Source organism: Sulfitobacter sp. G5_S2_6_S6 (assembly GCF_054968505.1).
This window is the reverse complement of sequence record NZ_JBQKUI010000001.1, coordinates 728,542-751,721: the sequence shown is the minus strand read 5'-3', so window position 1 is coordinate 751,721 and position 23,180 is coordinate 728,542. Positions and strand designations below refer to the sequence as shown.

The following is a 23,180-nucleotide window of genomic DNA, read 5'->3' as shown; positions in this document are numbered from 1 at the left end:
GCCAAGCTTAAGAGCTTGGCCCGATCATAAAGCAGTTCACATTGCGGGCGACCAGACGGCGGCAGGCCAGATCGGCTGTCTCGCGGGTCATGCCAAGGAAGTTGGCGTCGAACCCTTGCGGGCGACGCACGACTTTGCGCAGGCTGCCGTCGAGGGTCGAGATTTCGGACAATGCGGTTTTCAGCAGCACTTTCTCGGCGGCATAGCGGCTGGGATAGCGGCCCACATTCACGCCCCAGTGACGGCCACCAGATGTCGACACGCGTGTGATGACCTCGGGGGCGGGGGGCGCTTTGGGTGTGACCTGTTTGACCGCGGCGGTTTCAACCAGCGATGCGGCAGCCGAGGGGCGCAGCGTGGGCCGGACCGAGACCGAGGCGAGCAGGGTTTCCGCCTCTGCTGCGGGTTCCGGTGTCGGGGTAGGGGCCTCTGCCACGACGGGCGGCGCGGTTTTCTGCGCCTCTTTCAGCGCGGCGGTGATGTCTGAGTTCAGGATCGGCGAGGTCGCTTGGGGCACCTCTGCGGTGGCAACCACGACCTGAGGCTGGTGGCCCGGACGCAATGTGGGACGTTTGGAGGTGGTGACGGCCCCCACGAGGCGGATGACCTTGCCCGCGGCCCCGTCAGACGCGACGGGCGTATCTTCGACATCGGCGTAAGCAGGTTTGGAGGGTTTTTTCAGCGGTGCGCTGGAGGGGGCGCGGCGGAAGCCCAGATCCATCAACTCGGCCACTTTGGCGTTCCGCGCGCTGGTGGAGGTGCCGCCGAAGACGGTCACGATAATGCGTTCATTGCCCCGTTCCGCCGAGGCGGTGAGGTTGAAGCCAGCGGCGCGGGTGTAGCCGGTCTTGATCCCGTCGGCGCCTTTGTAGGACGACAGGAAGCGACGGTTGGTGTGGCTGACCTTGCGCACGCCCGCATCGGCAGTGATGCGCGAGAACAGGTTGTAGTATTCGGGGTGATCATACAGCAGGTGGCGGCCCATGATGGTCATGTCATGTGCGGTCGACATGTGGCCGGATTCTGTCAGGCCGTGGGCGTTCTTGAAGGTGGTGTTGGTCATGCCAAGCGCCTTGGCAGTGCGGTTCATGCGGCGGGCGAACTTGGCTTCGGACCCTTCGATGGCTTCCCCGATGGCGGTGGCGGCGTCATTGGCAGATTTGACGGCCGCGGCGCGGATCAGGTAGCGCAGGGCGATGGTCTGGCCCGATTTCAGCCCCAATTTGCTGGGCGGTTCGGACGCCGCGTGGCTGGTGATCTTGACCTTGCTGTCGAGCGAGATCTCACCACGTTTAATCGCCTCGAATGCGATATAAAGTGTCATCATTTTGGTGAGGGAGGCCGGGTGCAGACGGGTATCCGCGTTTCGGGAGTGCAACACTTCGCCGGTTCGGGCGTCGATCACATAGGCGGCATAGGGGGCCGCCATTGCGCTGAGCGGCAGGATCAGCAAGATCCATATAGCCGCAAGAATAAATAGCCCATACCGGGCTGGCTGCACACGCCGCACTCTCATCATAACTGCCTTTGCTCTGCCTCGGCCGTCGATTTTTCAACTGACCATTATTATTAAGGTAAGGTTACCATAGGACGTGTTTTCGATAAAGGCGTTCGATGTGGTGCAGCCCGGAAAAGCGGCGATTTCCGCGCAGCACATATAGCGTATGCCCAAAACTCCGCCACTATAGGGGCGATTGTGGCGGGAATGTGGCAAGAGTTGGGCGGCAACGCAGCGAAGGTAAGGCGAGAATACAGCGGCGATCAGGGCAGCAGTTCTGCCACTTCGGACAGGCGCGTGATCTGGTGGAAGCGGGGCGAATCACTCGGGGCGGGGGCATGCTCCAGCGCCCAGGTGACGCCGTGGGGAATATAGACGCCATGCCCGCCCGCGTGGATCATCGGCACCACGTCCGATTTCATGGAGTTCCCGATCATCATGCCGCGGGCCGGGCCGTCGCCGTGGGTATCAAAGATGCGCTGGTAGGTTTGCGGGGTCTTGTCCGACACGATTTCAATCGCGGTGAACATATCGCGCAGCCCGGATTCAGCGAGCTTGCGTTCCTGATCCAGCAGATCGCCCTTGGTCACCAGCACCAGCCGATAATCGTCTTGCAGGGTTTCGAGGGTTTCGCGCACATCGGGCAGCAGTTCGACCGGATGGGCCAGCATATCCCGCCCCGCCGCCAGCAGTTCGGAGATGACATCGGCCGGCACGCGGCCCTCGGTAATCTCTATCGCGGTTTCGATCATCGAGAGGGTGAACCCCTTGATGCCAAAGCCGTAGTGGGGGATGTTGCGCCGCTCTGCCTCCAGCAGCCGGTCCATCAGGCTGTCGCGGTCGGTGTAATCGGCAAGAAGTTCCGCGAATTTGACCTGTGTCAAAGCAAAGAAGCGTTCGTTGTGCCATAAAGTGTCATCGGCATCAAAACCGATGGTCGTTAGCGGATTGCCCATCTTTGGCGCGCCCTCTTTTCTAATTCTGCTTTAGGGTTATATAGACGCCTACACGACTCACTTGAAACGACTTCTCAGGCAGGAGCAGCAATGCGCCTTGATGATCTTATGATGGCGGGCAAAGACCGGGACGACGACGAAACCGATCTGTTGACCAAGACCAAACCAAAGACCAAGCGGCCGCCTTTGTACAAGGTGATGCTGTTGAACGACGATTTCACCCCGATGGAATTTGTGGTGATCGTGCTTGAACGCTTCTTCGGGCTGAACCATGCCCAAGCCTTCGAGATCATGTTGACCGTGCATAAAAAAGGGCTGGCGGTCGTGGGCGTGTTCAGCCACGAGATCGCGGAAACCAAAGTCGCACAGGTGATGGATTTCGCCCGGCGTCACCAGCATCCGCTGCAATGCACCATGGAAAAAGAAGAATAACACGTGATTGATGCACGTCTGCAACTGGCGCTTGACGGCGGTGGTCTTGAGTTGCCAGCTGAAGGGACGATTGCCGTCTTTCAGCCCCCCCGTGACAGTGATTTGCCAGGTCTGGACAAAGACCGCGTGCAGATTATCCATGATTTCAAACCGGATTATGACGCATGGGCCGCGCGCGGCTATGATGTCGTGCGCACCATCAAGGACCGCTATGCGGCCTGTATCGTCTGCCTGCCACGCGCCAAGGCCGAAGCCCGCGCCGTGATCGCCGCCGCCTGCGAGGTCTGCGACGGGATCGTTGTGATCGACGGGCAAAAGACCGACGGTGCCGATAGTGTCCTGCGCGAGATGCGCGACCGTGTGACCGTGCAGGGCCCGATCTCAAAGGCTCACGGCAAGATGTTCTGGATCTCGGAACCGGCGGCGGAGTTCTTTTCCGACTGGCGTCAGGGGCCGGAGCTGACCGAAGGCGGGTTCTGGACCGCGCCGGGGGTCTTTTCTGCCGATGGCGTCGATCTGGCCTCGGCGCTGCTGGTGGATGCCTTGCCCGAGAAGCTCGGGTCCGAGGTTGCCGATCTGGGGGCCGGTTGGGGCTTTTTGTCGGCCCATGCGCTGACACGGCCTGACATCAAGAACCTTTATCTTGTTGAAGCGGGACATATGGCGCTGGAATGTGCGCGCCGCAATGTCACCGATGATCGCGCGTCCTTTGCATGGGAGGATGCCACAAGCTGGGAGCCGCCCCACCGCATGGACAGCGTGATCATGAACCCGCCCTTCCACATCGGTCGCGCGGCTGAACCGCAGATCGGGCAGGCGTTTGTTGCCACGGCAGCACGCATCCTGTCGCCCCAAGGCAAGCTGTGGATGGTCGCGAACCGTCATCTGCCCTATGAGGCAGAGCTCAAAACCCGTTTCGCCCATGTCGAGGAAATCGGCGGCGATGCGCGGTTCAAACTGTTTCACGCGGCACGGCCTTTGCGCAAACGCCGATAGGCGGGCCGCGCCTGATTAAGGAACGATTTATGTCATTCTCAATCTCTGGCAAAAGCGTCATCGTCACCGGGGCCGCGAACGGCATCGGTTTGGCGATTGCCCGGCAATTCGCCGACAAGGGCGCAAATGTGATGTGTGCCGACATCGACGAGAAAGCGCTGGTCGAACAGCTGGGCGATGCCAAGGACGACGGCAACATCCGCTTTTTCGCGGGCGATCTGCGGCAACGTCTGACGATTGCGAACCTCGTCTCTGCCACCATTGACGCCTTCGACGAGGTCGACGTGCTGGTCAATGCCTCGCGGCAGTTCCTGCCGACGGATGCGCTGGACAGTGATGATACCAGCGTTGAAACCCTGTGGCAGGAAAACGTGATGACCGCGATGCAGCTGACGCAGCAGGTCGCCAAACGCATGATCAAACAGTCCGAGGGCAAGGAAGACGGCAGCGTGGGCAGCATCGTCAACCTCAGCTCGACCACCTCGCGGCACACGCGGCCCGAGTTGATGGCCTATTCCATGGCGGCGGCAGCGCTTGAGCAGATGACACGGTCGATGGCGCTGACGCTGGCCCCGCATCGCATCCGGGTGAACGCCGTGGCCTTCGGGTCGGTGATGAGCGGGTCGCTGAAAGCGTCTTGCGCCGAGAACCGCGAGTGGCGCGACGACATCCGCAACCACACGCCGCTGGGGCGCATCGCTTCGCCGTCAGAGCTGGCCGACACGATCCAGTATCTTGCCGCCGACAGCTCCAGTTTCCTGACAGGCGAAGTGATCGTTGTGGACGGGGGGCGGTCCTTGCTGGACGCCGTGGACGCGCCGGCACATTAGAATACGCAGTAACGAAAGGCTTTGCGCATGACCGTTGATTTCGAGGCGGAGAAGACCCGCGCCGCTGAGTGGTTCCGCAGCCTGCGCGACCAGATCGTGGAGGCATTCGAGACGCTGGAGCGTGGCCACGCCGAGGGCCCGCTGTCGGATGCCGCGCCGGGCACTTTCGAGGTGACCCCGACCAAACGCAGCAGCGACGACGGCAGTGACGCGGGCGGCGGTCTGATGAGCGTGATGCGTGGCGGGCGTGTGTTCGAAAAGGTCGGCGTCAACGTCTCTACGGTGTTCGGCACCCTGGGAGAGCGCGCGCAGGTCGCGATGGCGGCGCGCAAGGGCATCCCCGGCATGGCCGAAGACCCGCGGTTCTGGGCGTCGGGCATCAGTCTGGTCGCGCATATGCAGAACCCCCATGCCCCGGCGGTCCATATGAACACCCGCATGTTCTGGACCCCCCATGCCAGCTGGTTCGGGGGCGGGTCCGATCTGAACCCCTGCATCGAATATGACGAAGACACCGCGCATTTCCACGCCGTGCAAAAGGCGCATCTGGACCCTCATGGCAGCGATCTCTACCCGCGGCTGAAGGCTTGGGCGGACGAGTATTTCTATATCCCGCACCGTCATCGCGCGCGCGGGGTCGGCGGTATCTTTATGGATGATCACGCGACAGGCGATTGGGAGGCGGATTTTGCCCTGACGCAGGATATCGGCCGCGCCTTCCTGCCCGCCTATCTGCCGCTGGTGCAAAAGCGGATCACGCAAGACTGGTCAGAGGCAGACAAAGAAGCGCAGTTGGTGCATCGCGGGCTTTATGCGGAATATAACCTTGTCTATGACCGCGGTACGAAATTCGGGCTGGAAACGGGCCATGACGCCAATGCGGTTCTCATGAGCCTGCCGCCTTTGGCGAAGTGGATCTAGGGGGCCAGCCCCCGCCCTGCGGGCTCCCCCGGGATAGCTGCCATTTGGAATGAAGAAGGCCCCCGACCGTGCAGGTCGGGGGCCTTTTCGTCTAAACCGGTATCAGCTTATTGCTTTGGCAGCATCACGCCGTTGATAACGTGGATCACACCGTTGGACTGTTTGACGTCCGCGATCTCTACGAAGGCGGCGTTGCCGTTTTCATCCACCAGCTTCATGCGGCCATCATCGGCGTAGGAGGCTTGCAGCGTGCAGCCGCCCAGTGTCGGCACGGGGTGCTCACCGCCGTCGTCCTTGATCATGCCCTGAAGCGCGTCGGACATCACGGCCTTGCCCACTACGTGGCAGGTCAGGATTTCGGTCAGACGTTCTTTGTTCTCGGGCTTGACCAGCATTTCGACGGTGCCTGGCTCAAGACGGTCGAAACCGGCGTTGGTGGGGGCGAACACGGTGAAGGGGCCTTCGCCTGCGAGGGTATCAACCAGACCGGCAGCTTTCACAGCGGCAACCAATGTGGTGTGGTCGGCAGAGTTCACGGCGTTTTCAACGATGTTCTTGTCGGCGAACATTTCAGCACCACCGACCATGGGGTTCTTCATTTCGTCGGCGAAAGCCGCACCGGCAGTCAGGGCCAGAGCTGCGGTTGCGGTCATCATCTTTTTAGCGAAAGTCATGGTGTTCTCCTCGGTTTATATCGTGATCATTTGTTGATCATGCCGAAGCAACGGGGCCATGCTGCGCTTAGTTTCAAACAGAGCGCGAATTTATTTTGGATGTTATCCTTTGACGTGCCAGTCGAAGAAGCCGGGGCCTGCCTGGGCCAGCAGGTCCTGCGCCAGATCGACGCCCATCTGACCGCCTTGCGCAATAGGGCCGCTGCGGTCGCCGGCAATCGCCTCTGACCCGTCGGGGCGCAGGACTTGGCCGCGCAGGTGGAGCGTGTCGCCGTCCAGCGTGGCCAGCCCGGCAATCGGTGTCTCGCAGGATCCGTCAAGTGTGAGCAGAAAAGCGCGTTCGGCGGCCAGACGTTGGCCCGTGGGGGTGTCGTGGATCGCGGCGAGCATGGTTTCGGTATCAAGGTCACCGGCGCGGCGTTCGATGCCAATGGCCCCTTGCGCGACCGCGGGCAGCATAAGCGTGTCGTCGATCGGCGTGGCGGGGACGTGTTGCATGCCCAAACGGTTCAGACCGGCCACGGCGAGGAAGGTACATTCGGCCACACCATCGGCGAGCTTTTTCAGCCGCGTCTGCACATTGCCGCGGAATTCGACGACCTGCAGGTCGGGACGCTGGTGCAGCAGCTGCGCCCGGCGGCGCAGGCTGGAGGTGCCGACAACCGCGCCTTCGGCCAGTTGGTCCAGCGCCGAGATGGTGGGCGCGACAAAGGCGTCGCGCGGGTCTTCGCGCGGCAGGTAGGTATCAAGCAGCAGGCCCCCCGGCTGGATCGTGGGCATGTCTTTCATCGAATGCACGGCGATGTCGATTTTGCCCGCCAGCAGGTCTTCTTCGATTTCGCGGGTGAACAGGCCCTTGCCGCCGATGTCCTTGAGCGGGCGATCCTGAATGACATCGCCGGTGACTTTGATCACGACGATTTCAAACGCCGCCTGTGGGATCTCAAACGCGGCGGCCAGACGGGCGCGGGTTTCATAGGCCTGGGCCATTGCCAAAGGCGAGCCGCGGGTGCCGATGCGCATGGGGTTTTCGGGGGTGGGCAGGTTCACAGTCATGGCTCTTCTTTAGGGGTGTGGATTTGATCTGACAAGCGGTGCCATTGCCTTGACATCGCGGCGCTACATCTTGACCTAAGACAAAACCATTGAAGAGTAGGAATCCCCGATGCCGCAGACCGACACGCAAAGCAAAACCATTCTGCGTTCATTGGCCGGAGAGACGCTGCCGGTGCCGCCGATCTGGATGATGCGGCAGGCCGGACGCTATCTGCCCGAGTATAAGGCGACGCGGGCGAAGGCGGGGGATTTCCTGTCTTTGTGCTACAACCCCGAGCTGGCGACCGAGGTCACCTTGCAGCCGATCCGTCGTTACGGGTTTGATGCGGCGATCCTCTTTGCGGATATTTTGCTTGTACCTCAGGCGCTTGGCGCTGATCTGTGGTTTGTCACCGGCGAAGGGCCGCGCCTGTCCACGGTCACCACACAGGCGGACTTTGACCAGCTGCGGCCCGTGGGCGATATCCACGAGACGTTGAACCCGATCTATCAGACGGTGCGCAACCTTGCCGGTGAACTGCCGCGCGAGACGACGTTGATCGGCTTTGCCGGTGCGCCCTGGACTGTCGCGACCTATATGATCGCGGGGCAGGGGACCAAGGATCAGGGGCCTGCGCATCTGCTGCGCACCCAGGATAACGCCCTGTTCGAGAAGCTGTTGGACCTGATTACCAAGGCAACCATCGAATATATGTCTGCGCAAATTGACGCAGGTGCCGAGGTGATGAAGATATTTGACAGCTGGGCGGGGTCGCTGCCGGGCGATGCTTTCGAGAAATACGCGCTGGCCCCTGCACGCGAGATCACGCAAGAGCTGAAGAAGCGCCACCCCAGTATTCCGATCATCGGTTTCCCGCGCGAGGCCGGCGATAAATACATCGGGTTCGCCAAGGCGACGGGGGTGGATTGTGTGGCGCTGGATAATTCCGTCTCGGCGGATTGGGCGGCCAAACATGTGCAGGTGGACGGTTGCGTGCAGGGCAACCTTGCATCGACCCATATGGTCACCGGCGGGCAGGCGCTGGTGGATGAGACGCGCCAGATCGTCAAAGCCTTTTCCAAGGGCCCGCACATCTTTAACCTAGGCCACGGGATCACGCCGGATGCCGACCCTGACAACGTGCAGCGCATGATTGATACGGTGCGCGAGGGCGAATAATCAAATAAGATTGGCTTTGGCTCTTGACGGGGGCCGAAGCCTGTCATACTCGGAGCGCCGATGGCGTTATAGCTCAGTTGGTTAGAGCGAACGACTCATAATCGTTAGGTCCCTGGTTCAAATCCAGGTAACGCCACCATCTCCCCCCCCCCGCACAGATATGACTTTTGTAGGATAGCTGTTGTTCAGCATGGCCTGTCGTGTGTCGTGTTCCCGAGCTACGTGTTTTTCATCTGCTTGTACCGGAGGTGATTGATAATCCCCTGTCGCTGGTGTCAGAGTGTCACTCAGCTAAAGGCTCGGAACTGCTCGGCAACAGAGCGGTCCGTTTTGACTGAACACGGGAGATTAGAATGATGATGAGAAGAACCCTGATGGGGATCGCGGGTGCGGCCCTTGCCGTTGGCATGAGCGCGACCGGCGCGATGGCGCAAGAGGTCACCCTGCGCATGCACCAGTTCCTGCCGCCACAGGCCAATGTGCCCAAACTTATTCTGGATGTCTGGGCCGATAAGGTCGAAGCCGCCAGCGACAACAAGATCAAGATTGAACGCTACCCCTCCATGCAGCTTGGCGGGAAGCCACCGGAGCTGATGGACCAGGCGATTGACGGTGTGGCCGATATCGTGTGGACCGTGGTGGGCTATACCCCCGGCCGCTATCCCACGACCGAAGTGTTCGAGCTGCCCTTTATGGTCACCGACGCCCGCGCGGCGAGCTCTGCCTATTGGCAGATGTTCGAAAAGCACATGAAAGACACCGAGTTCAAGGACGTACATATTCTGGGCACTTGGGTTCACGGCCCCGGCATGCTGCACACCAACACCGAAGTGCGGTCGCCCGACGATATGCAGGGTCTGAAGATTCGCGGCGGGTCGCGTCTGGTGAACCAGCTGCTCGAGATTACCGGCGCGACGCCAGTGGGCATGCCGGTTCCGGCGATTCCCGAGGGTCTGTCCAAGGGCGTGATCGACGGCACCACGATCCCGTGGGAAGTGACGCCATCGTTGAAAGTGCCGGAACTGGTGAAGAACCACACCGAATTTGACGGTGCTGCACTTTATACGCTGACCTTCGTGCTGGCGATGAACAAGGACCGTTATGACGGGCTGTCGGATGAGCTGAAAAAGGTTCTGGATGAAAACTCCGGTCTGGAATTCTCGGTCTTTGCGGGGGGCACGCAGGCGGATGCTGATGGCCCTGCGCGTCAGGTCGCGGTTGATCTGGGCAACAACATTGTCGAGCTGAACGAAGAAGAGACCCAAGTCTGGCGCGACGCGTCGCAGCCGATCTATGACAGCTGGATTGCCGATATGGACAGCAAGGGCATCGACGGTCAGGCGCTGATCAATGAGGCGCGTGAACTGATGGATGCCTACGGCAAATAATCCCTGACGACGATAGCAGGCCCGCGGTGCATTCCTGCGCCGCGGGCCTGATTGCTTGATACACCCCAAAATACCTAGACAAGATTGAGAGAACCATGCGTCGGCTGATATATTTTCTTGCCCGCTTTACCGCCGTGATCGGAGGGCTGGTGCTGATGGCACTGGTGCTGATGACCACGGCCTCTATCATCGGGCGCACGGTCAACAAGATGCTGCATAGCCCCTTCTTTCAGGAGAAGCTGACCGGCCTGTCGCAGGGGCTGATTGACATGGGCATCGGCGAGATCAACGGCAATTATGAATTGCTGGAGGCGGGGGTCGCCTTCGCCATCTTCTCGTTCCTGCCGATCTGCCAGTATTACGGCGCCCATGCCACGGTGGATGTGTTTACCTCTTTCCTGCCGGCGCGGGTGAACCGCTGGATCATGGCCTTTTGGGAGGTCGTTCTGGCCGCGGTGATCGTGCTGATCATCTGGCGTCTCTACGAGGGGATGCAACGCTATCTTGGCAATGGCGAGACGACATTGTTCCTGCAATTTCCGGTGTGGTGGGCCTATGCCGCCAGCTTTGCGTCCGGCGTGATTGCCAGTGTTGTGTCTGTCTATTGCGCCGTGATCCGCGTGATAGAGGCGATCCGCGGCACCGATATTCTTCCCAGCGAACAAGGGGCCCATTAAGATGACCAACCTAGAACTGGGCTTCTGGTCCTTTCCTGTGCTGCTGCTGATGATCTTTTTGCGCGCCCCTATCGGGCTGGCGATGCTGCTGTGCGGGTTTGGCGGCTGGTATCTGGCGATGGGGGGCAACCCCACGCCGCTGCTGTCAAAGCTCAAGTCCGAGACCTATACGACGTTTTCCAGCTATTCGCTGAGCATCATTCCCATGTTCCTGCTGATGGGCCAATTCGCGACCCTATCGGGGATGAGCCAAGCCCTGTTCAAAGCGGCAGAAAGCTTTCTGGGCCATCGTCGCGGCGGTGTGGCGATGGCGGCCGTGGGGGCCTGCGCGGGCTTTGGCGCGATCTGCGGCAGCTCGCTGGCGACAGCGGCGACCATGTCGAAGGTCGCGCTGCCCGAACTGCGCCGCTATGGCTATTCCGGCGGGTTTTCCACCGCGACACTGGCCGCGGGGGGGACATTGGGCATCCTGATCCCGCCGTCGGTCATTCTGGTGATCTATGCGATCCTGACAGAACAGAATATCGCCAAGCTGTTTCTGGCGGCCTTCCTGCCCGGTGTGCTGGCGGCCATCGGTTATGTTATCACGATCTCGATCTACGTACGTCTGAACCCCAAATCCGCGGGTGTGCGCCCTGCGGTGCCCATGGGGGACCGCTTCAAGGCGCTGGCGAATACATGGCCGGTGCTGGTGATCTTTTTCGTCGTCGTGGGCGGCATCTATCTGGGCTGGTTCACCCCGACCGAAGGCGCGGCTGTGGGCGCTGCGGGCACCGGTCTGGCGGCGTTGCTGGCGGGTAGTCTGAACTGGGCGGTCCTGCGCGAAAGCCTGATGGGCACGGCCAAAACCACGGGGATGATCTTTTTCATCGTGCTGGGGGCGGGGTTCTATAACGGCTTTCTGGCCCTGTCGGGCGTGCCGCAGTTCATGGCTGACTGGGTCGTGGGGCAGGGCTATAGCCCGTGGTTCGTGCTGGTCGTGATCCTTGTCTTCTACCTCGTTTTCGGCTGCCTGATGGATAGCCTGTCGATGATCCTGCTGACAGTGCCGATCTTTTTCCCCGTCATCTCGGCGATGGATTTCGGGATGAGCACAGAGCATCTGGCGATCTGGTTCGGCATCCTTGTGCTGATCGTGGTCGAGGTCGGTCTGATCACGCCACCGGTGGGGATGAACCTGTTCATCATCAACTCGATGGACCGTGAAACCCCGATGACAGAGACCTATAAGGCCGTGATGTATTTTGTCGGCTCCGACATCGTGCGGGTGATCATTCTGGTGATGTTCCCCGCGATCACGCTGTTCCTGCTGCCCTGACGGGGCACAGCGATGTGACATGAAAAAGGGCCGCGTCTGACGCGGCCCTTTCATTTCGGGAATGGCAAACGGGTGTTTACGACGTCCAGGCCATCCGCGCAGGGTGGTATTCAAAGCCGATGTGGTGTCCGGCCCCGACCAGCCCTTCGCGGGTGTGGTTATAAAGCGAGCGCCAGTAAGGCTGGATCGTGACGCCTTCGTTCTGGATCAACGCTTCGCCCTTGGCCATCAGAGCGCGACGTTTTTCGACATCGGCGACCGAGAGGGCCTCGGTCAGGAGGGCGTCGAATTCGGGGTTGGACCAGCCAAATTCGTTCCATGCCTCGCCCGAGCGATAGGCCAGCGCCCAGATCTGCACACCCAGCGGACGCGCGTTCCAGTTGGTCGAGGAGAAGGGGTATTTCGTCCAGTCGTTCCAGAAGGTCGACCCCGGCAGGATCGTGCGTTTCACCTTGATGCCAGCGTCGCGCAACTGTGCGGCGACCGCATCTGTGGTGTCCTTGCGCCATGCATCGTCGATCGAAAACAGCTCGTGCTCGTAGTCGGCCATGCCGGCCTCTTCCATCAGGGCGCGGGCACCTTCGGGGTCCGCCTCGCGCGGGGGAAGCTCGGCATATTCGGGGTGCATCGGGCCGACGTGGTGGTTTTCGGCCACCAGCCCGCGACCGGCATAGCCCAGTTCAAGCAGCACGGCGTTATCGACCGCCATGGCCAGCGCCCGGCGGACACGCGCATCGGCATAGGGTGTCTTGCCATCCACCTCGGCCAGTTGGTTGGGGCGGATCACAATAGTCGCACCCGTGGCGATTTCGTTCTGGTTCCAGCCGTCCAGCGTGCTGAACACGTCGATGAATTCACCCTCGATGGAATAGGTGGCGTCGATCTCTTCTGCTTCGGCGGCGGCGACAAAGGCCGAAGGGTCAGTGCCGTAGTCGATGTATTCCAGCCGGTCGATATAGGGCCCGCCGTAGACCTCGGTGCCCCACCACGTGTGGTCGGGGTTCTTGACCAACACGGCCTTGATCCCGACTTCGACAGATTCGGGCAGGTAGGCGCCGGTGCCGACAGGGTTGTCGAGCATGGTTTCCGGATCAAACCCTTCGGGGACGATGGCCGCGGGATAATCGGCCATGCCGGGGATCAGGGTGATGTCAGGGCGGGGCAGCGACAGCTTGACCGTATGGTCATCCACCACGGTGATCGCGCCTTCGATCGCCTGACCGGAGTCCTCGTCGATCAGCGTGGCAAAGCGCCCGGCCATCGAGTTGCCCTCGACCGATTTATCGCACCAGCCCGTGATGTTGCGCGCCACATCGTTGGCGGTGAAGGGCGTGCCATCGTTCCACGTGACACCTTTGCGCACATTCAGCACATATTCGGTGGCGTCTTCGTTGATCTCCCAGCTTTCGAGCAATGCGGGGGTGAATGTGCCGTCATTCTCCCAGATCGCGAGATATTCAAGCCAGCCACGGGTGATGTTGGCGATCTGCGACCAGTCGTAGGTGCGCGGGTCTTTCAACGCGCGGACCTCCATCTGCATCCGTACGGTGCCGCCGGATTTATGCGCGGCCGCATGTGCGGGCGCTGCCATGCCGATCATCGCATAGGCGGTTGTCGCCGTGGCCCCAAAGGCGCTGGCGAGGGCCAGAAACTCGCGTCGGCTGACCGGATCGCGTTTGGCAGCTTCGGCAGAGGCGTGGATGGCGGCGGGTAAGGGGGTGCCGGTACGGGTTAAGAACGTCATGATCTTCCTCTCTGGTCGGGTGCTGCCCCTGTGGTTCGGGCGGCGAATACGAAGCACAAGCACAGGCGCTGGATGCTTTGCGGTGATGCAGCTTTGCTGCGTTTATTGGCTAGAAATGTAACTAGCATGTATCACAGAGTTTCAAGCATTGCGCGGCGGTGCGTCAACCCACAGCAGCGGCGGTCTCCGGGGTTTGCGCAAAACGCAATGCGCGACCGATCCGGTTCAGGATCAGACGCGCGATCGGTGGCGCGCTGTTGGGCGCCTCCGGCGGGAGTTTGTTTGGCAAAATGAAGCGCGGTTATGGCGTGGGTTTCGCAGGCAGGATCGTACCGGCACAGGCCCCGAAGCCGATGCGATACCCGTCGCCTGCGGCGTGGCCGGTCAGGATCATCGTATCCCCGTCCTGCACAAAGCTGCGGGTGGTGCCATCGTTCAGCGCGATCGGCTCCGCGCCGCCCCAGCTGAGTTCGAGCAAGCTGCCGCGGGCATCTTTGTCGGGGCCGGAGATGGTGCCGGAGCCGAGCAGATCGCCCGCGTTCATCGCGCAGCCCGACGCCGCGTGATGCGCCAGTTGTTGCGGGGCGGAATAATACATCGTGTTGTAGTTGGTACGCGCGATGACCTGTTGTTCGCCGCCATCGGGCTGGATGATCACAGACAGGTCAATGTCATATAGCATCGGTTTCGGCTCTGCCAGATAGGGCAGCAGATCAACCTCGCGCTCGGGCGTGGCGGCGCGGAAGGGTTCAAGCGCCGCTTTCGTCACGATCCACGGAGAGATGCTGGTGGCGAAGGCCTTGGCCTGAAACGGCCCGAGCGGTTGATACTCCCACGCTTGAATGTCGCGCGCAGACCAATCATTCAGCAGCACATAGCCAAAGATCATCTCGTCCGCTTCGGCCACGCTGGGGGTGTCGCCCATATCGGTGGAGGTGCCGACGATGGCCCCCATCTCGAGCTCGATATCAAGGCGCTGGCTGGGGCCGAAATGCGGGGTCTCGGCGTCCGCCGGTTTGATCTGCCCGTTGGGCCGCCGGATGTCGGTGCCGGAGACAACAACGGTCGAGGCGCGGCCGTTATAGCCGATGGGCATATGCAGCCAGTTCGGGGGCAGCGCGTTTTCCGCGCCCCGAAACATGGTGCCGACGTTGGTGGCATGGTGCCGGCCCGCGTAGAAATCGGTATATTCCGAGACGACAATCGGCATGTGCAGGCGGATGTCAGCCATAGGGACAAGATGCGGGGCGACCTTGGCCTGGTCGGGGCTGCCGGTTGCCAGCAGATCGGTCAGGCGGTCGCGTAGGGTCGCCCAAGCGTCGGGGCCCAGATCCATGACGTCATTCCAATAGGGCACATCGAAGACAGGATCGAAGTGGAGGAGGATCAGGTCTTCGGCCTCTACCGCGGCCATGTCGAGCACCATATCCCCGATCGCCACGCCACAGCGCGGTTCGAGCGTGTCTGTGGAAAACACACCGTAGGGCAGGTTGTTGAGCGGGAAGTCGGTGTCGGCGCTGTTCGCGCTTTCAACCCAAGAGGTGAGCAATGTCATCGGTGTTCCTTGCGTGTCGCTGCGGGTGCCTGAAAGCTACCTTGCAAAATCTGCTTTGTTGGTAATAGTCCTTTGTGTAACTAACAAGCGATTGCCCTGATGCCAGACCAGAATTTCGAGCTGACCCATTTTCTGCCCTACCTTCTAAATCAGGCAGCGGAAGCGAGCAGTCTGGCGTTTCAGCGCACCTATAAAGATCGCTACGGTATGCTGCGGACCGAGTGGCGGGTGCTGTTTCATCTGGGGCTTTATGGCGAGATGACGGCCAGCGATATCGGGCAGCGGGCGAATATGCATAAGACCAAGATCAGCCGCGCGGTGCAAAAGTTGACAGAGCGACGCTTTGTGACGCGGCTGCGCGGGGATCAGGACCGGCGGACCGAGATGTTGTCCCTGACGACACAGGGTCGCGCGGCCTATGAGCATCTTTACGAGGTGGCAAAGGCCTATGACGCGCGTCTGACGGCGGATTTAACGGCGGCGGAGCGGGAGACGCTGAAGCGGTTGCTGGTCAAGCTGGCGGCGGGACAGGGCAGCGCGGGCTGACGGCGAGCTGTCGGGGGGCCGGAGGGCGAAGGGGGGCACATGCCCCCGCGCGCAGGTTCAAAAGTTGATGTCGACGCCGGGTAGGTCCAGCGCTTTCATCAGGTCGCGCAGCTCTTGCCGTGCCGCGACATTCGAGATGTTCAGCTGCTTGACGCCGATATCCTTGAGGTCGAGCAGGGTCAGGCCACGGGGGAAGAGTTCGCGGAAGATGACGCGTTCGTTAAAACCGGGGGCAATGCGAAACCCGATGCGTTTGCTCAGGTTGGCGATGGCGCGTTCCATCTTGTCCTTGTTCACCATGCGCTGCGCGCCCATGCGGTTGCGCACAACGATCCAGTCGATCGGGGCAAGGCCCGCCTGAGCCCGCAACTGCCGCGCGTTCCAGACCATTTCGGAATAGACGGAAGGGCCGGTGATCTTGTCGCCCATAGCGTCGGTGCGCGCCAGCAGATCGAAATCGATAAAGCTGTCGTTCAGCGGCGTGATCAGCGTGTCAGCCAGCGAATGCGCCACCTGGCTGAGACGGGTGTGGGACCCCGGGCAGTCGATCAGGATGAAATCGGAGGTCGGTTCAAGCTCTGCGACGGCGGCGCTAAGGCGATGGTCGTAGATGTTTTCGCCGGGTTGCAGGCTGCTTGCCTCGATCTCTGGCAATTCGTGCATCTCGGGCGAGGGGAGGTCGAGCTCGGCACTGGCGAGGAAGGATTTACGGTTGTCGACATAGCGCCCGAAGGTGCGCTGGCGCAGGTCCAGATCCAGCACGCTGGTCTTATGCCCCATCCGCGCAAGGGCTGTTGCCACATGCATCGAAACGGTGGATTTCCCCGCCCCGCCTTTTTCATTCCCGACGACGATGATATGCGCCATTGCCTTTTGTCCCTTTCACTCCCCGTTTTTATCGGGGTCACATTGGGAAAAACCATATGGCAGCGATGGCGCTTTTGAAAGCGTTTGTGGCTCTAGATTGTGGTTATTGTTGCGAAATTCACCCGCTGGAACGCGCCGCGCAGAGGCAGTGCCTGCTAGCCCGATCGGCGCAGCGGCGGGGTGTGCGCGCCCATGCCGCCGGTGTCGATCGCGACGGCGGTATCCTGGGTCACATCCAGATGGGCGCGGCAATCGGCGGCGATCTGGGTCAGCGCATCATGTGGCCCGTGCAGACGTTCCAGCGCGCCGGCAAGCACCAGCGCCTGCGCATAGCTGCCACGGGCGACCAGATCACGGGCCGCGGTCAAATCCTCGGCCGGGAGGGGGGCGGGATCAGCCTGCGCGCGCGGAGCCTTGCCGCTGTTGGCACCGCGAGGCGGTCGGGGTGGGGTAGAGAGCGGGAAAGCGGGCATCAGCGAACCTTTCGTGGAGGGCTGAGAAGACTATGGGCCGTAGTTGCTTTCTAAAACCTAAACAGCCGCCGCTTTGTTCCGTAAAATGTGACCTGACCCTTGGGCAAGGACGCGATGTCGCGCCTCGGGCTAAGTCACAGTCGTGAAACGAAAAATGGCGCGCCCTCGAGGGCACGCCATTTCTGAATTCCGCAATGGAAAGGGTTTAGAAGCCCAGACCTGCGTATTTGTTTTTGAACTTGGACACGCGGCCGCCGGTATCCATCAGGCGGGATGTGCCGCCGTTCCATGCAGGGTGCACGGAGGGGTCAATATCCAGCGCCAGTTGGTCGCCTTCTTTGCCGTAGGTCGATTTCATTTCCACAACGGTGCCATCTGTCATTTTGACGTTGATGGTGTGGTAATCGGGGTGTGTATCGGCTTTCATGACAGCTCTCCTTACGCGTTCGCGCCAGATTTTGGCTTGTAGTGTACGTTTTCAACGATACGTGCCGACTTACCACGACGCGAGCGCAGGTAGTACAGTTTCGCACGACGCACACGGCCACGACGGACAACGGTGATGCTTTCGATGTTGGTGGAGTGCAGCGGGAATACGCGCTCTACGCCTTCACCAAAGGAAATCTTGCGCACGGTGAACGAACCGGCAATGCCGTGGCCGTTGTTGCGTGCAATGCAGACGCCTTCGTAGTTCTGAACGCGGGTACGTGTACCTTCGGTCACTTTAAAGCCCACGCGGATGGTGTCACCGGCGCGGAAGTCTGGGATTTCTTTCCCCAGTTCGGCGATTTGTTCCGCCTCGATCTGTGCAATCAGGTTCATCTGATCGTCTCCTATGAATGCTCGCGGTTAGTCCACGAAGTTTTGTGCGATCCAAGAGCTTCGGTCTGTCTGGCGGGCCCGCCGTGGCGTCCCATCGAAGGTAGGGTCATCTTTGCTTGTCATCTGCGGATGCAGAAAAGACTGGAGCCGCACATGCGCGATTCCAGACTTGCGCGTCGTATAGGCGGGATGCCCCTTCAGATCAAGAGCGTATCACCCGTACGCGCGCATGTTTTCAGCCGGTGAAATAGGGGCGCAGATTGTGCCGCACGCGGTCCAGCACGGTGTCGCCCTCCAGATCGGGGACGAAACGTTGGCCGGTAATCGCCTCGAACGCGTCGATATAGACTTGCGAGGTGGCGGCGATCAGGTCGGCGGGGATTTCGGGGATGTCATCGTGATAGGGGTCGCAGCGGGCATCGACCCAGGACCGGATCACATCCTTGTCGAAGGACGGCGGGCGTGTGCCGTGTTCCAGCGCGGCGTCATAGCCATCGGCGAGCCAGAACCGCGAGCTGTCGGGGGTGTGGATTTCATCGGCCAGCAGGATATTGCCCTGCGCATCGGTGCCGAATTCATATTTTGTGTCCACGAGGATCAGCCCGTTTTTCGCCGCCATTTCCTGACCACGCGCAAAGAGTTTCAGGGCGATGTCGCTGATCTGGTCCCATTGCGCCTGGGTCAACAGCCCTTGGGTTACGATCTCTTGGGCGGTCAGCGGGGCATCGTGGCCGCCGTCGAATTCCTTGGAGGTGGGGGTGATGATCGGCGCGGGCAGCGCTTGATTGTCGCGCAGGCCATCGGGGAAGCGGTGGCCGTACATCTCCCGTTCACCTTTCTTGTATAGCGTCAGCACCGATGTCCCTGTGGAGCCGGCGAGATAGCCGCGCACGACGATCTCTACGGGCAGGATGGTCAGATGCTTGCCGATCACCACATTGGGGTCGGGGTAGTCGAGCACATGGTTGGGGCAGATGTCGGAGGTGTTGTCGAACCAGAACCGCGCGGTCTGGGTCAACACCTGACCCTTGAACGGGATGGAGGTGAGGATACGGTCAAAGGCTGAAATACGGTCAGAGGAAATCAGGATGCGCCGGTCGTCGGGCAGGTCGTAGCAGTCACGCACCTTGCCGAAATAGGGGTTCGGCAGCTCATCAATGCGGGCGTGATCAAGGGTGCGGGTCAGGTCTGTCATGGTCTGCCTTCCGTGGGGGTCACTTCTTGGACGTATATGTCGCCCACATGTCGGGGCGTCGTTGTTCTGTCAGGGTTTCTGACTGGGCCTGCCGCCATTTGGCGATCTCGCCATGGTTGCCGGACATGAGAACCGGCGGAATGGGGCGGTCTTTCCATTCGGCGGGGCGGGTGTATTGCGGATGTTCCAGCAGGCCAGAGGAATGGCTTTCCTCGACCACGCTGTCGGCGTTGCCCAAGACACCGGGCAAGAGCCGCACGGTGGCGTCGATCATGGCTTGCGCGGCCAACTCTCCGCCGGTCATGACAAAATCGCCAAGGGAGACTTCGGTGATGCCGTAATGGTCGATCACACGCTCGTCGACGCCCTCGAAACGGCCACAGAGGATGGTCACGCCGGAACAGGTGGCCAGATCCTGCGCCATCGCCTGATCAAACCGCCGTCCGCGTGGAGACATATAGAGGATCGGCCAGCGTCCGGCGGCACCGGCCATCGCATCCTCGATCGCGGGGCCGACGACATCTGCGCGCATGACCATACCTGCGCCGCCGCCCGCGGGGGTGTCGTCAACATTGCGATGCTTGCCTACGCCGTAGCCGCGCAGATCATGGGTGCGCAGCTGCCATGTGCCTTCTTGCAGGGCGCGGCCCGTCAGGCTGGCCCCCAGCACACCGGGGAATAATTCGGGGAAAAGGGTCACGATCTCGGCCCGCCAGACGCCGGCGTAATCGGGCGTGTCCTGCATCAGCTCGCGCGGCTTGAACGTCGGACGGACAGATTGCCGCCCGTGGGAGCGTGAAGGGGTGCTCATGTGATCGCGGCCTGTGTCATGCGGGCCTTTCGTACGGGCTTAGACGTCTTTTGCATCAGGCAGGATGCCCTCGGGCGGGTCGGCGATGATGCGGCCCGTGGCCAGATCGACCGTGGGCACCGCCGCCTTGGTGAAGGGCAGGAACACGGTCTGCGCGCTGCCCGCAAGCTGCGTTTCCAGCAGATCGTCAGCGCCGTGGTTCTGGACGGTCTTGACCTTGCCGATCAGCGTGCCGCCGGTGTCATAGACCTCTAGCCCGATCAGGTCGGTGTGGTAGAATTCATCGTCGGGCAGCGACGGTAGCTGGTCGCGCTGCGCAAACAGCACGGTGCCGCGCAAGGCGTCGGCCTCTTCCTTGGAGGTGACATCGGTGATGCGCGCGACAAAGCCGTTTTTGACCGGACGCACCAGCGCGAGGTTGAAGCTGCGCGTGCCATCCTCGCTCGAGAGCGGGCTGTAGCTTTCGATATCTTCGGGCACCGCGCAGTAGCTTTTGATCCGCAGTTCCCCACGGACACCGTATGCGCCAGAGATCGCGCCCACCGAAATTTTATCGCTCACTGCAAAAGCTCCGAGTTTAAGCAAATTGTACCGGTCCACTGACCCTCGCCCGCGCGGCATTCCGATTTCATCAGGGTGCGTTCGAACCAGATGCCGATGGCGACACCGATACCGAGGATGAGAAGAAGGCGCAAAAGACGAAACATTGTCAGCTTCCAATCTGGTCCAGGGGCGGGGCGCAGGGGACCGATGAGAGCGGGCCGCTGCGGCGGGACGTGTCATTTCGTGTACCACGTACATCGGACAGGCTGCACGCGCAAAGATGCGGGCTGTCGGATATACCTGAAATCCCCGGCGCGGCAGGAACCGCGCCGGGGGATGTGCCGATTATTCTTCGGCGGCGTCTTCTGCAGGTGCAGCAGCGGCTTCGGCAGCAGCGGCGGCCTTGGCTGCTTTCTCTTCAACGCGCTCTTGCGCTTTCTTGCCGGGGGTACCCTTCTTGGGGTTGTTACGCTCGGTTTTCTCTTTCACGCCAGCGGCTTCCAGCATGCGTGCAACACGGTCGGTTGGCTGCGCGCCCTGGCTGATCCAGTATTGAACGCGCTCGACGTCCATTTTCACGCGCTCTTCGCTGTCTTTCGCCAGCAGCGGGTTGTAGGTGCCCAGCTTCTCGATGAAGCGGCCGTCACGTGGCATGCGGCTGTCCGCTGCAACGATGCGGTAGAAGGGGCGTTTTTTGGAACCGCCACGGGCGAGACGAATTTTCATGGACATAGGTAGTTTCCTTTAGTTGAGACTGGGGTCAGGGACGCGCCCGGACCTATGATTGGTGTTGTTTGTGGTGCTGAATGACTTCAGCGATGATGAAGTTCAGAAACTTCTTGGCGAATTCGGGATCGAGGTCAGCCTCTTTCGCCAAATCTTCGAGCCGCTTGATCTGGTTCGCTTCGCGGTCCGGATCAGAGGGGGGAAGGTCGTGTTCGGCTTTGAGTTTCCCCACAGCCTGCGTGTGTTTGAACCGCTCGCCCAGAGTATAGACCAGGATCGCGTCCAGACGGTCGATGGAGGCGCGGTGTTCTTTCAGAACCTCGGCGGCGCGGGTGACAGGATCGGTCATGCGGCGGCTCCTTTCACGGCGAAGGGGAGGGCGCGATGCACGGGCAGGTGCCTCCGGCGGGAGTTTATTTGGCAAAATGAAGCGCGGATCATTTCTTTTTCCCGAAACCGGAAAGGCCGCCGGGCAGGCCGGCACCGCCGCCTATTCCGCCCAGACTACCAGGCAGTTTGCCGCCCATCTGTTTGGCCGCGGCTTCCAGCGCTTTGGGGTCCATCTGGGACGGGTCCATACCACCGGTCATGCCGCCTTTGCCCATCATACCCTTCATGGCTTGTTTGAGCATGCCGCCCTTGCCCATTTTGCCCATCTTTTTCATCATGTCGCCCATCTGGCGGTGCATTTTCATGAGCTTGTTGAGTTCGGACACTTCCAGACCTGCGCCTTTGGCGATGCGCTTTTTGCGGCTGGCTTGAAGCAGCGCAGGGTTGGCGCGCTCTTTCTTGGTCATGGATTGGATTAGGGCGATCTGGCGTTTGAGGATCTTGTCATCAAAGCCCGCGTCTTCGACCTGTTTGGCCATTTTGCCCATGCCGGGCATCATGCCCATCATGCCCTGCATGCCGCCCATCTTGAGCATCTGTTCAAGCTGCATTTTCAGGTCGTTCATGTTGAACTGACCTTTTGCCATGCGCTTCATCATCTTTTCGGCTTGTTCAGCCTCGATGGTTTCTTGCGCTTTCTCGACCAGGGCGACGATGTCGCCCATGCCAAGGATACGGCCCGCGATGCGTTCGGGTTCGAAGGTTTCCAGCGCGTCCATCTTTTCGCCCAGGCCGACGAATTTGATGGGTTTGCCGGTGACAGCGCGCATTGACAGTGCAGCACCGCCGCGGCCGTCGCCGTCCATGCGGGTCAGCACGACGCCGGAGATGCCAATGCGGTCGTTGAAGTTTTCGGCGGTTTGCACGGCGTCCTGGCCGGTGAGACCATCGACGACCAGCAGGGTTTCACGGGGGTTGGCGACATCGCGCACCGCTTCGACCTGGCGCATCAGCTCTTCGTCGATCGACAGGCGGCCCGCGGTGTCGAGCATATAGACGTCGTAGCCGCCCATCGATGCCTGCGTCTTTGCGCGTTTGGCAATCTGGACGGGGTTTTCGCCTTTGACGATGGGCAGCGTATCGACGCCGATCTGCACGCCGAGGATCGCCAGCTGTTCCATCGCCGCAGGGCGGTTCACATCGAGCGAGGCCATCAGCACGCGCTTGCCGTCGCGGTCTTTCAGACGTTTGGCGAGCTTGGCCGTGGTCGTGGTTTTACCGGAGCCTTGCAGACCGACCATCAAGATCGGGGCGGGGGGGCTGTCAATTTTCAGCGCGCCGGGTTCGCCTTCGCCTTTCAGCGTGTCGATCAGCGCGTCGTGGACGATCTTGACGACCTGCTGGCCCGGGGTGATCGATTTGGTGACGGCCTGACCGGTGGCCTTGTCCTGCACCGCTTTGACGAAATCACGCGCGACGGGCAGGGAAACATCGGCCTCGAGCAGGGCGACGCGGACTTCGCGCAGGGCGGTTTTCACATCCTCTTCCGAGAGGGCACCCTGTTTGGTGAGACGGTCAAAGACGCCGGAGAGGCGTTCGGAAAGATTCTCAAACATGGGCCATGGCCCCCTTCGATCGGTTGCGGTGCCCCTCAGATAGGATG

Annotated in this window: 26 protein-coding genes and 1 tRNA gene; 10 read left to right on the top strand and 17 right to left on the bottom strand. The window is 61.0% G+C overall.

All coding sequences use genetic code 11. The annotated features are described in order from the left end of the window. Positions 1-7: 7 nt before the first annotated feature. Both ACTRWK_RS03755 and ACTRWK_RS03750 read right to left on the bottom strand, forming a co-directional pair. A complete protein-coding gene (locus ACTRWK_RS03755) occupies positions 8-1,516 on the bottom strand; it encodes a D-alanyl-D-alanine carboxypeptidase family protein (protein ID WP_462843793.1) in 1,509 nt (502 codons plus the stop codon). Between the two features lie 245 nt (positions 1,517-1,761). Further along, entirely contained in the window at positions 1,762-2,454 is a 693-nt protein-coding gene (locus ACTRWK_RS03750; protein WP_132998173.1) for an HAD family hydrolase, read from the bottom strand. A 90-nt stretch (positions 2,455-2,544) separates the two neighbouring features. Here ACTRWK_RS03750 and clpS point away from each other — a divergent pair, with 90 nt between their 5' ends. From clpS to hemF, 4 genes are read left to right on the top strand one after another with little or no spacing between them, the layout of a single operon-like run. Next, on the top strand, positions 2,545-2,886 hold the full coding sequence (clpS, locus tag ACTRWK_RS03745) for an ATP-dependent Clp protease adapter ClpS (RefSeq protein ID WP_005850026.1): 342 nt from the start codon (positions 2,545-2,547) through the stop codon (positions 2,884-2,886). Positions 2,887-2,889: 3 nt separating this feature from the next. Continuing rightward, positions 2,890-3,882: a class I SAM-dependent methyltransferase gene (locus ACTRWK_RS03740; protein WP_005850024.1), complete on the top strand. Its 993-nt coding sequence runs from the start codon at positions 2,890-2,892 to the stop codon at positions 3,880-3,882. 29 nt (positions 3,883-3,911) lie between these two features. Then, a complete protein-coding gene (locus ACTRWK_RS03735) occupies positions 3,912-4,712 on the top strand; it encodes an SDR family NAD(P)-dependent oxidoreductase (RefSeq protein ID WP_005850022.1) in 801 nt (266 codons plus the stop codon). A 27-nt stretch (positions 4,713-4,739) separates the two neighbouring features. After that, entirely contained in the window at positions 4,740-5,633 is an 894-nt protein-coding gene (gene hemF / locus ACTRWK_RS03730) for an oxygen-dependent coproporphyrinogen oxidase (protein WP_289081631.1), read from the top strand. A 107-nt stretch (positions 5,634-5,740) separates the two neighbouring features. On the opposite strand, the gene ACTRWK_RS03725 is transcribed toward hemF, so the two are convergent. Beyond that, a complete protein-coding gene (locus tag ACTRWK_RS03725) occupies positions 5,741-6,307 on the bottom strand; it encodes a fasciclin domain-containing protein (protein ID WP_037941218.1) in 567 nt (188 codons plus the stop codon). 102 nt (positions 6,308-6,409) lie between these two features. Next, positions 6,410-7,363 carry a hydroxymethylbilane synthase gene (hemC, locus tag ACTRWK_RS03720; RefSeq protein ID WP_289081632.1) on the bottom strand — a complete coding sequence of 318 codons (954 nt, stop codon included), beginning with the start codon at positions 7,361-7,363 and terminating at the stop codon, positions 6,410-6,412. Between the two features lie 109 nt (positions 7,364-7,472). Here hemC and hemE point away from each other — a divergent pair, with 109 nt between their 5' ends. The 5 genes from hemE to ACTRWK_RS03695 all read left to right on the top strand — a co-directional run bounded on the left by hemE (position 7,473) and on the right by ACTRWK_RS03695 (position 11,905). Next, the gene (gene hemE / locus ACTRWK_RS03715; RefSeq protein WP_289081633.1) at positions 7,473-8,522 is read left to right on the top strand and encodes a uroporphyrinogen decarboxylase; all 1,050 of its coding nucleotides are present in this window, start codon (positions 7,473-7,475) and stop codon (positions 8,520-8,522) included. A gap of 62 nt (positions 8,523-8,584) precedes the next feature. Beyond that, positions 8,585-8,661 (top strand) — tRNA-Met (locus tag ACTRWK_RS03710). A 214-nt stretch (positions 8,662-8,875) separates the two neighbouring features. Further along, complete coding sequence (locus tag ACTRWK_RS03705; protein ID WP_037941222.1) at positions 8,876-9,910, top strand: TRAP transporter substrate-binding protein; 1,035 nt, start codon at positions 8,876-8,878, stop codon at positions 9,908-9,910. A 95-nt stretch (positions 9,911-10,005) separates the two neighbouring features. Continuing rightward, entirely contained in the window at positions 10,006-10,587 is a 582-nt protein-coding gene (locus tag ACTRWK_RS03700; protein WP_005850008.1) for a TRAP transporter small permease, read from the top strand. Between the two features lies 1 nt (position 10,588). Continuing rightward, positions 10,589-11,905 (top strand): TRAP transporter large permease, encoded by a 1,317-nt coding sequence (locus tag ACTRWK_RS03695; protein ID WP_037941225.1) that lies wholly within the window; start codon positions 10,589-10,591, stop codon positions 11,903-11,905. Between the two features lie 76 nt (positions 11,906-11,981). On the opposite strand, the gene ACTRWK_RS03690 is transcribed toward ACTRWK_RS03695, so the two are convergent. Continuing rightward, complete coding sequence (locus ACTRWK_RS03690; RefSeq protein ID WP_009825365.1) at positions 11,982-13,649, bottom strand: ABC transporter substrate-binding protein; 1,668 nt, start codon at positions 13,647-13,649, stop codon at positions 11,982-11,984. A 301-nt stretch (positions 13,650-13,950) separates the two neighbouring features. Next, complete coding sequence (gene fahA / locus ACTRWK_RS03685) at positions 13,951-15,204, bottom strand: fumarylacetoacetase (protein WP_289081634.1); 1,254 nt, start codon at positions 15,202-15,204, stop codon at positions 13,951-13,953. Positions 15,205-15,303: 99 nt separating this feature from the next. Here fahA and ACTRWK_RS03680 point away from each other — a divergent pair, with 99 nt between their 5' ends. Continuing rightward, a complete protein-coding gene (locus ACTRWK_RS03680; protein ID WP_132998177.1) occupies positions 15,304-15,750 on the top strand; it encodes a MarR family winged helix-turn-helix transcriptional regulator in 447 nt (148 codons plus the stop codon). Between the two features lie 57 nt (positions 15,751-15,807). Here ACTRWK_RS03680 and ACTRWK_RS03675 read toward each other — a convergent pair whose 3' ends face one another. The 11 genes from ACTRWK_RS03675 to ffh form a co-directional block, all read right to left on the bottom strand. Continuing rightward, on the bottom strand, positions 15,808-16,617 hold the full coding sequence (locus ACTRWK_RS03675; RefSeq protein ID WP_005849997.1) for a division plane positioning ATPase MipZ: 810 nt from the start codon (positions 16,615-16,617) through the stop codon (positions 15,808-15,810). Between the two features lie 155 nt (positions 16,618-16,772). Then, positions 16,773-17,090 (bottom strand): hypothetical protein, encoded by a 318-nt coding sequence (locus ACTRWK_RS03670; protein ID WP_286760259.1) that lies wholly within the window; start codon positions 17,088-17,090, stop codon positions 16,773-16,775. 205 nt (positions 17,091-17,295) lie between these two features. Then, positions 17,296-17,517, bottom strand: a complete 222-nt coding sequence (gene rpmE, locus ACTRWK_RS03665) for a 50S ribosomal protein L31 (RefSeq protein ID WP_005849993.1) — start codon at positions 17,515-17,517, stop codon at positions 17,296-17,298. Between the two features lie 11 nt (positions 17,518-17,528). Next, on the bottom strand, positions 17,529-17,912 hold the full coding sequence (rplS, locus tag ACTRWK_RS03660; protein ID WP_005849991.1) for a 50S ribosomal protein L19: 384 nt from the start codon (positions 17,910-17,912) through the stop codon (positions 17,529-17,531). Between the two features lie 235 nt (positions 17,913-18,147). Continuing rightward, positions 18,148-19,107, bottom strand: a complete 960-nt coding sequence (locus tag ACTRWK_RS03655) for a phosphoribosylaminoimidazolesuccinocarboxamide synthase (protein ID WP_260003871.1) — start codon at positions 19,105-19,107, stop codon at positions 18,148-18,150. A gap of 19 nt (positions 19,108-19,126) precedes the next feature. After that, the gene (gene trmD, locus ACTRWK_RS03650; RefSeq protein ID WP_037941238.1) at positions 19,127-19,918 is read right to left on the bottom strand and encodes a tRNA (guanosine(37)-N1)-methyltransferase TrmD; all 792 of its coding nucleotides are present in this window, start codon (positions 19,916-19,918) and stop codon (positions 19,127-19,129) included. Positions 19,919-19,957: 39 nt separating this feature from the next. After that, positions 19,958-20,479, bottom strand: a complete 522-nt coding sequence (gene rimM, locus ACTRWK_RS03645) for a ribosome maturation factor RimM (RefSeq protein WP_005849988.1) — start codon at positions 20,477-20,479, stop codon at positions 19,958-19,960. Next, the gene (locus tag ACTRWK_RS03640; RefSeq protein ID WP_005849987.1) at positions 20,476-20,625 is read right to left on the bottom strand and encodes a hypothetical protein; all 150 of its coding nucleotides are present in this window, start codon (positions 20,623-20,625) and stop codon (positions 20,476-20,478) included. The genes rimM and ACTRWK_RS03640 overlap by 4 nt, the downstream gene beginning before the upstream one ends. 181 nt (positions 20,626-20,806) lie before the next feature. Next, the gene (gene rpsP, locus ACTRWK_RS03635) at positions 20,807-21,193 is read right to left on the bottom strand and encodes a 30S ribosomal protein S16 (RefSeq protein ID WP_005849986.1); all 387 of its coding nucleotides are present in this window, start codon (positions 21,191-21,193) and stop codon (positions 20,807-20,809) included. 46 nt (positions 21,194-21,239) lie between these two features. Next, on the bottom strand, positions 21,240-21,536 hold the full coding sequence (locus tag ACTRWK_RS03630) for a chorismate mutase (protein ID WP_005849985.1): 297 nt from the start codon (positions 21,534-21,536) through the stop codon (positions 21,240-21,242). An 88-nt stretch (positions 21,537-21,624) separates the two neighbouring features. After that, the gene (ffh, locus tag ACTRWK_RS03625; RefSeq protein WP_289081635.1) at positions 21,625-23,133 is read right to left on the bottom strand and encodes a signal recognition particle protein; all 1,509 of its coding nucleotides are present in this window, start codon (positions 23,131-23,133) and stop codon (positions 21,625-21,627) included. Positions 23,134-23,180 lie beyond the last annotated feature (47 nt).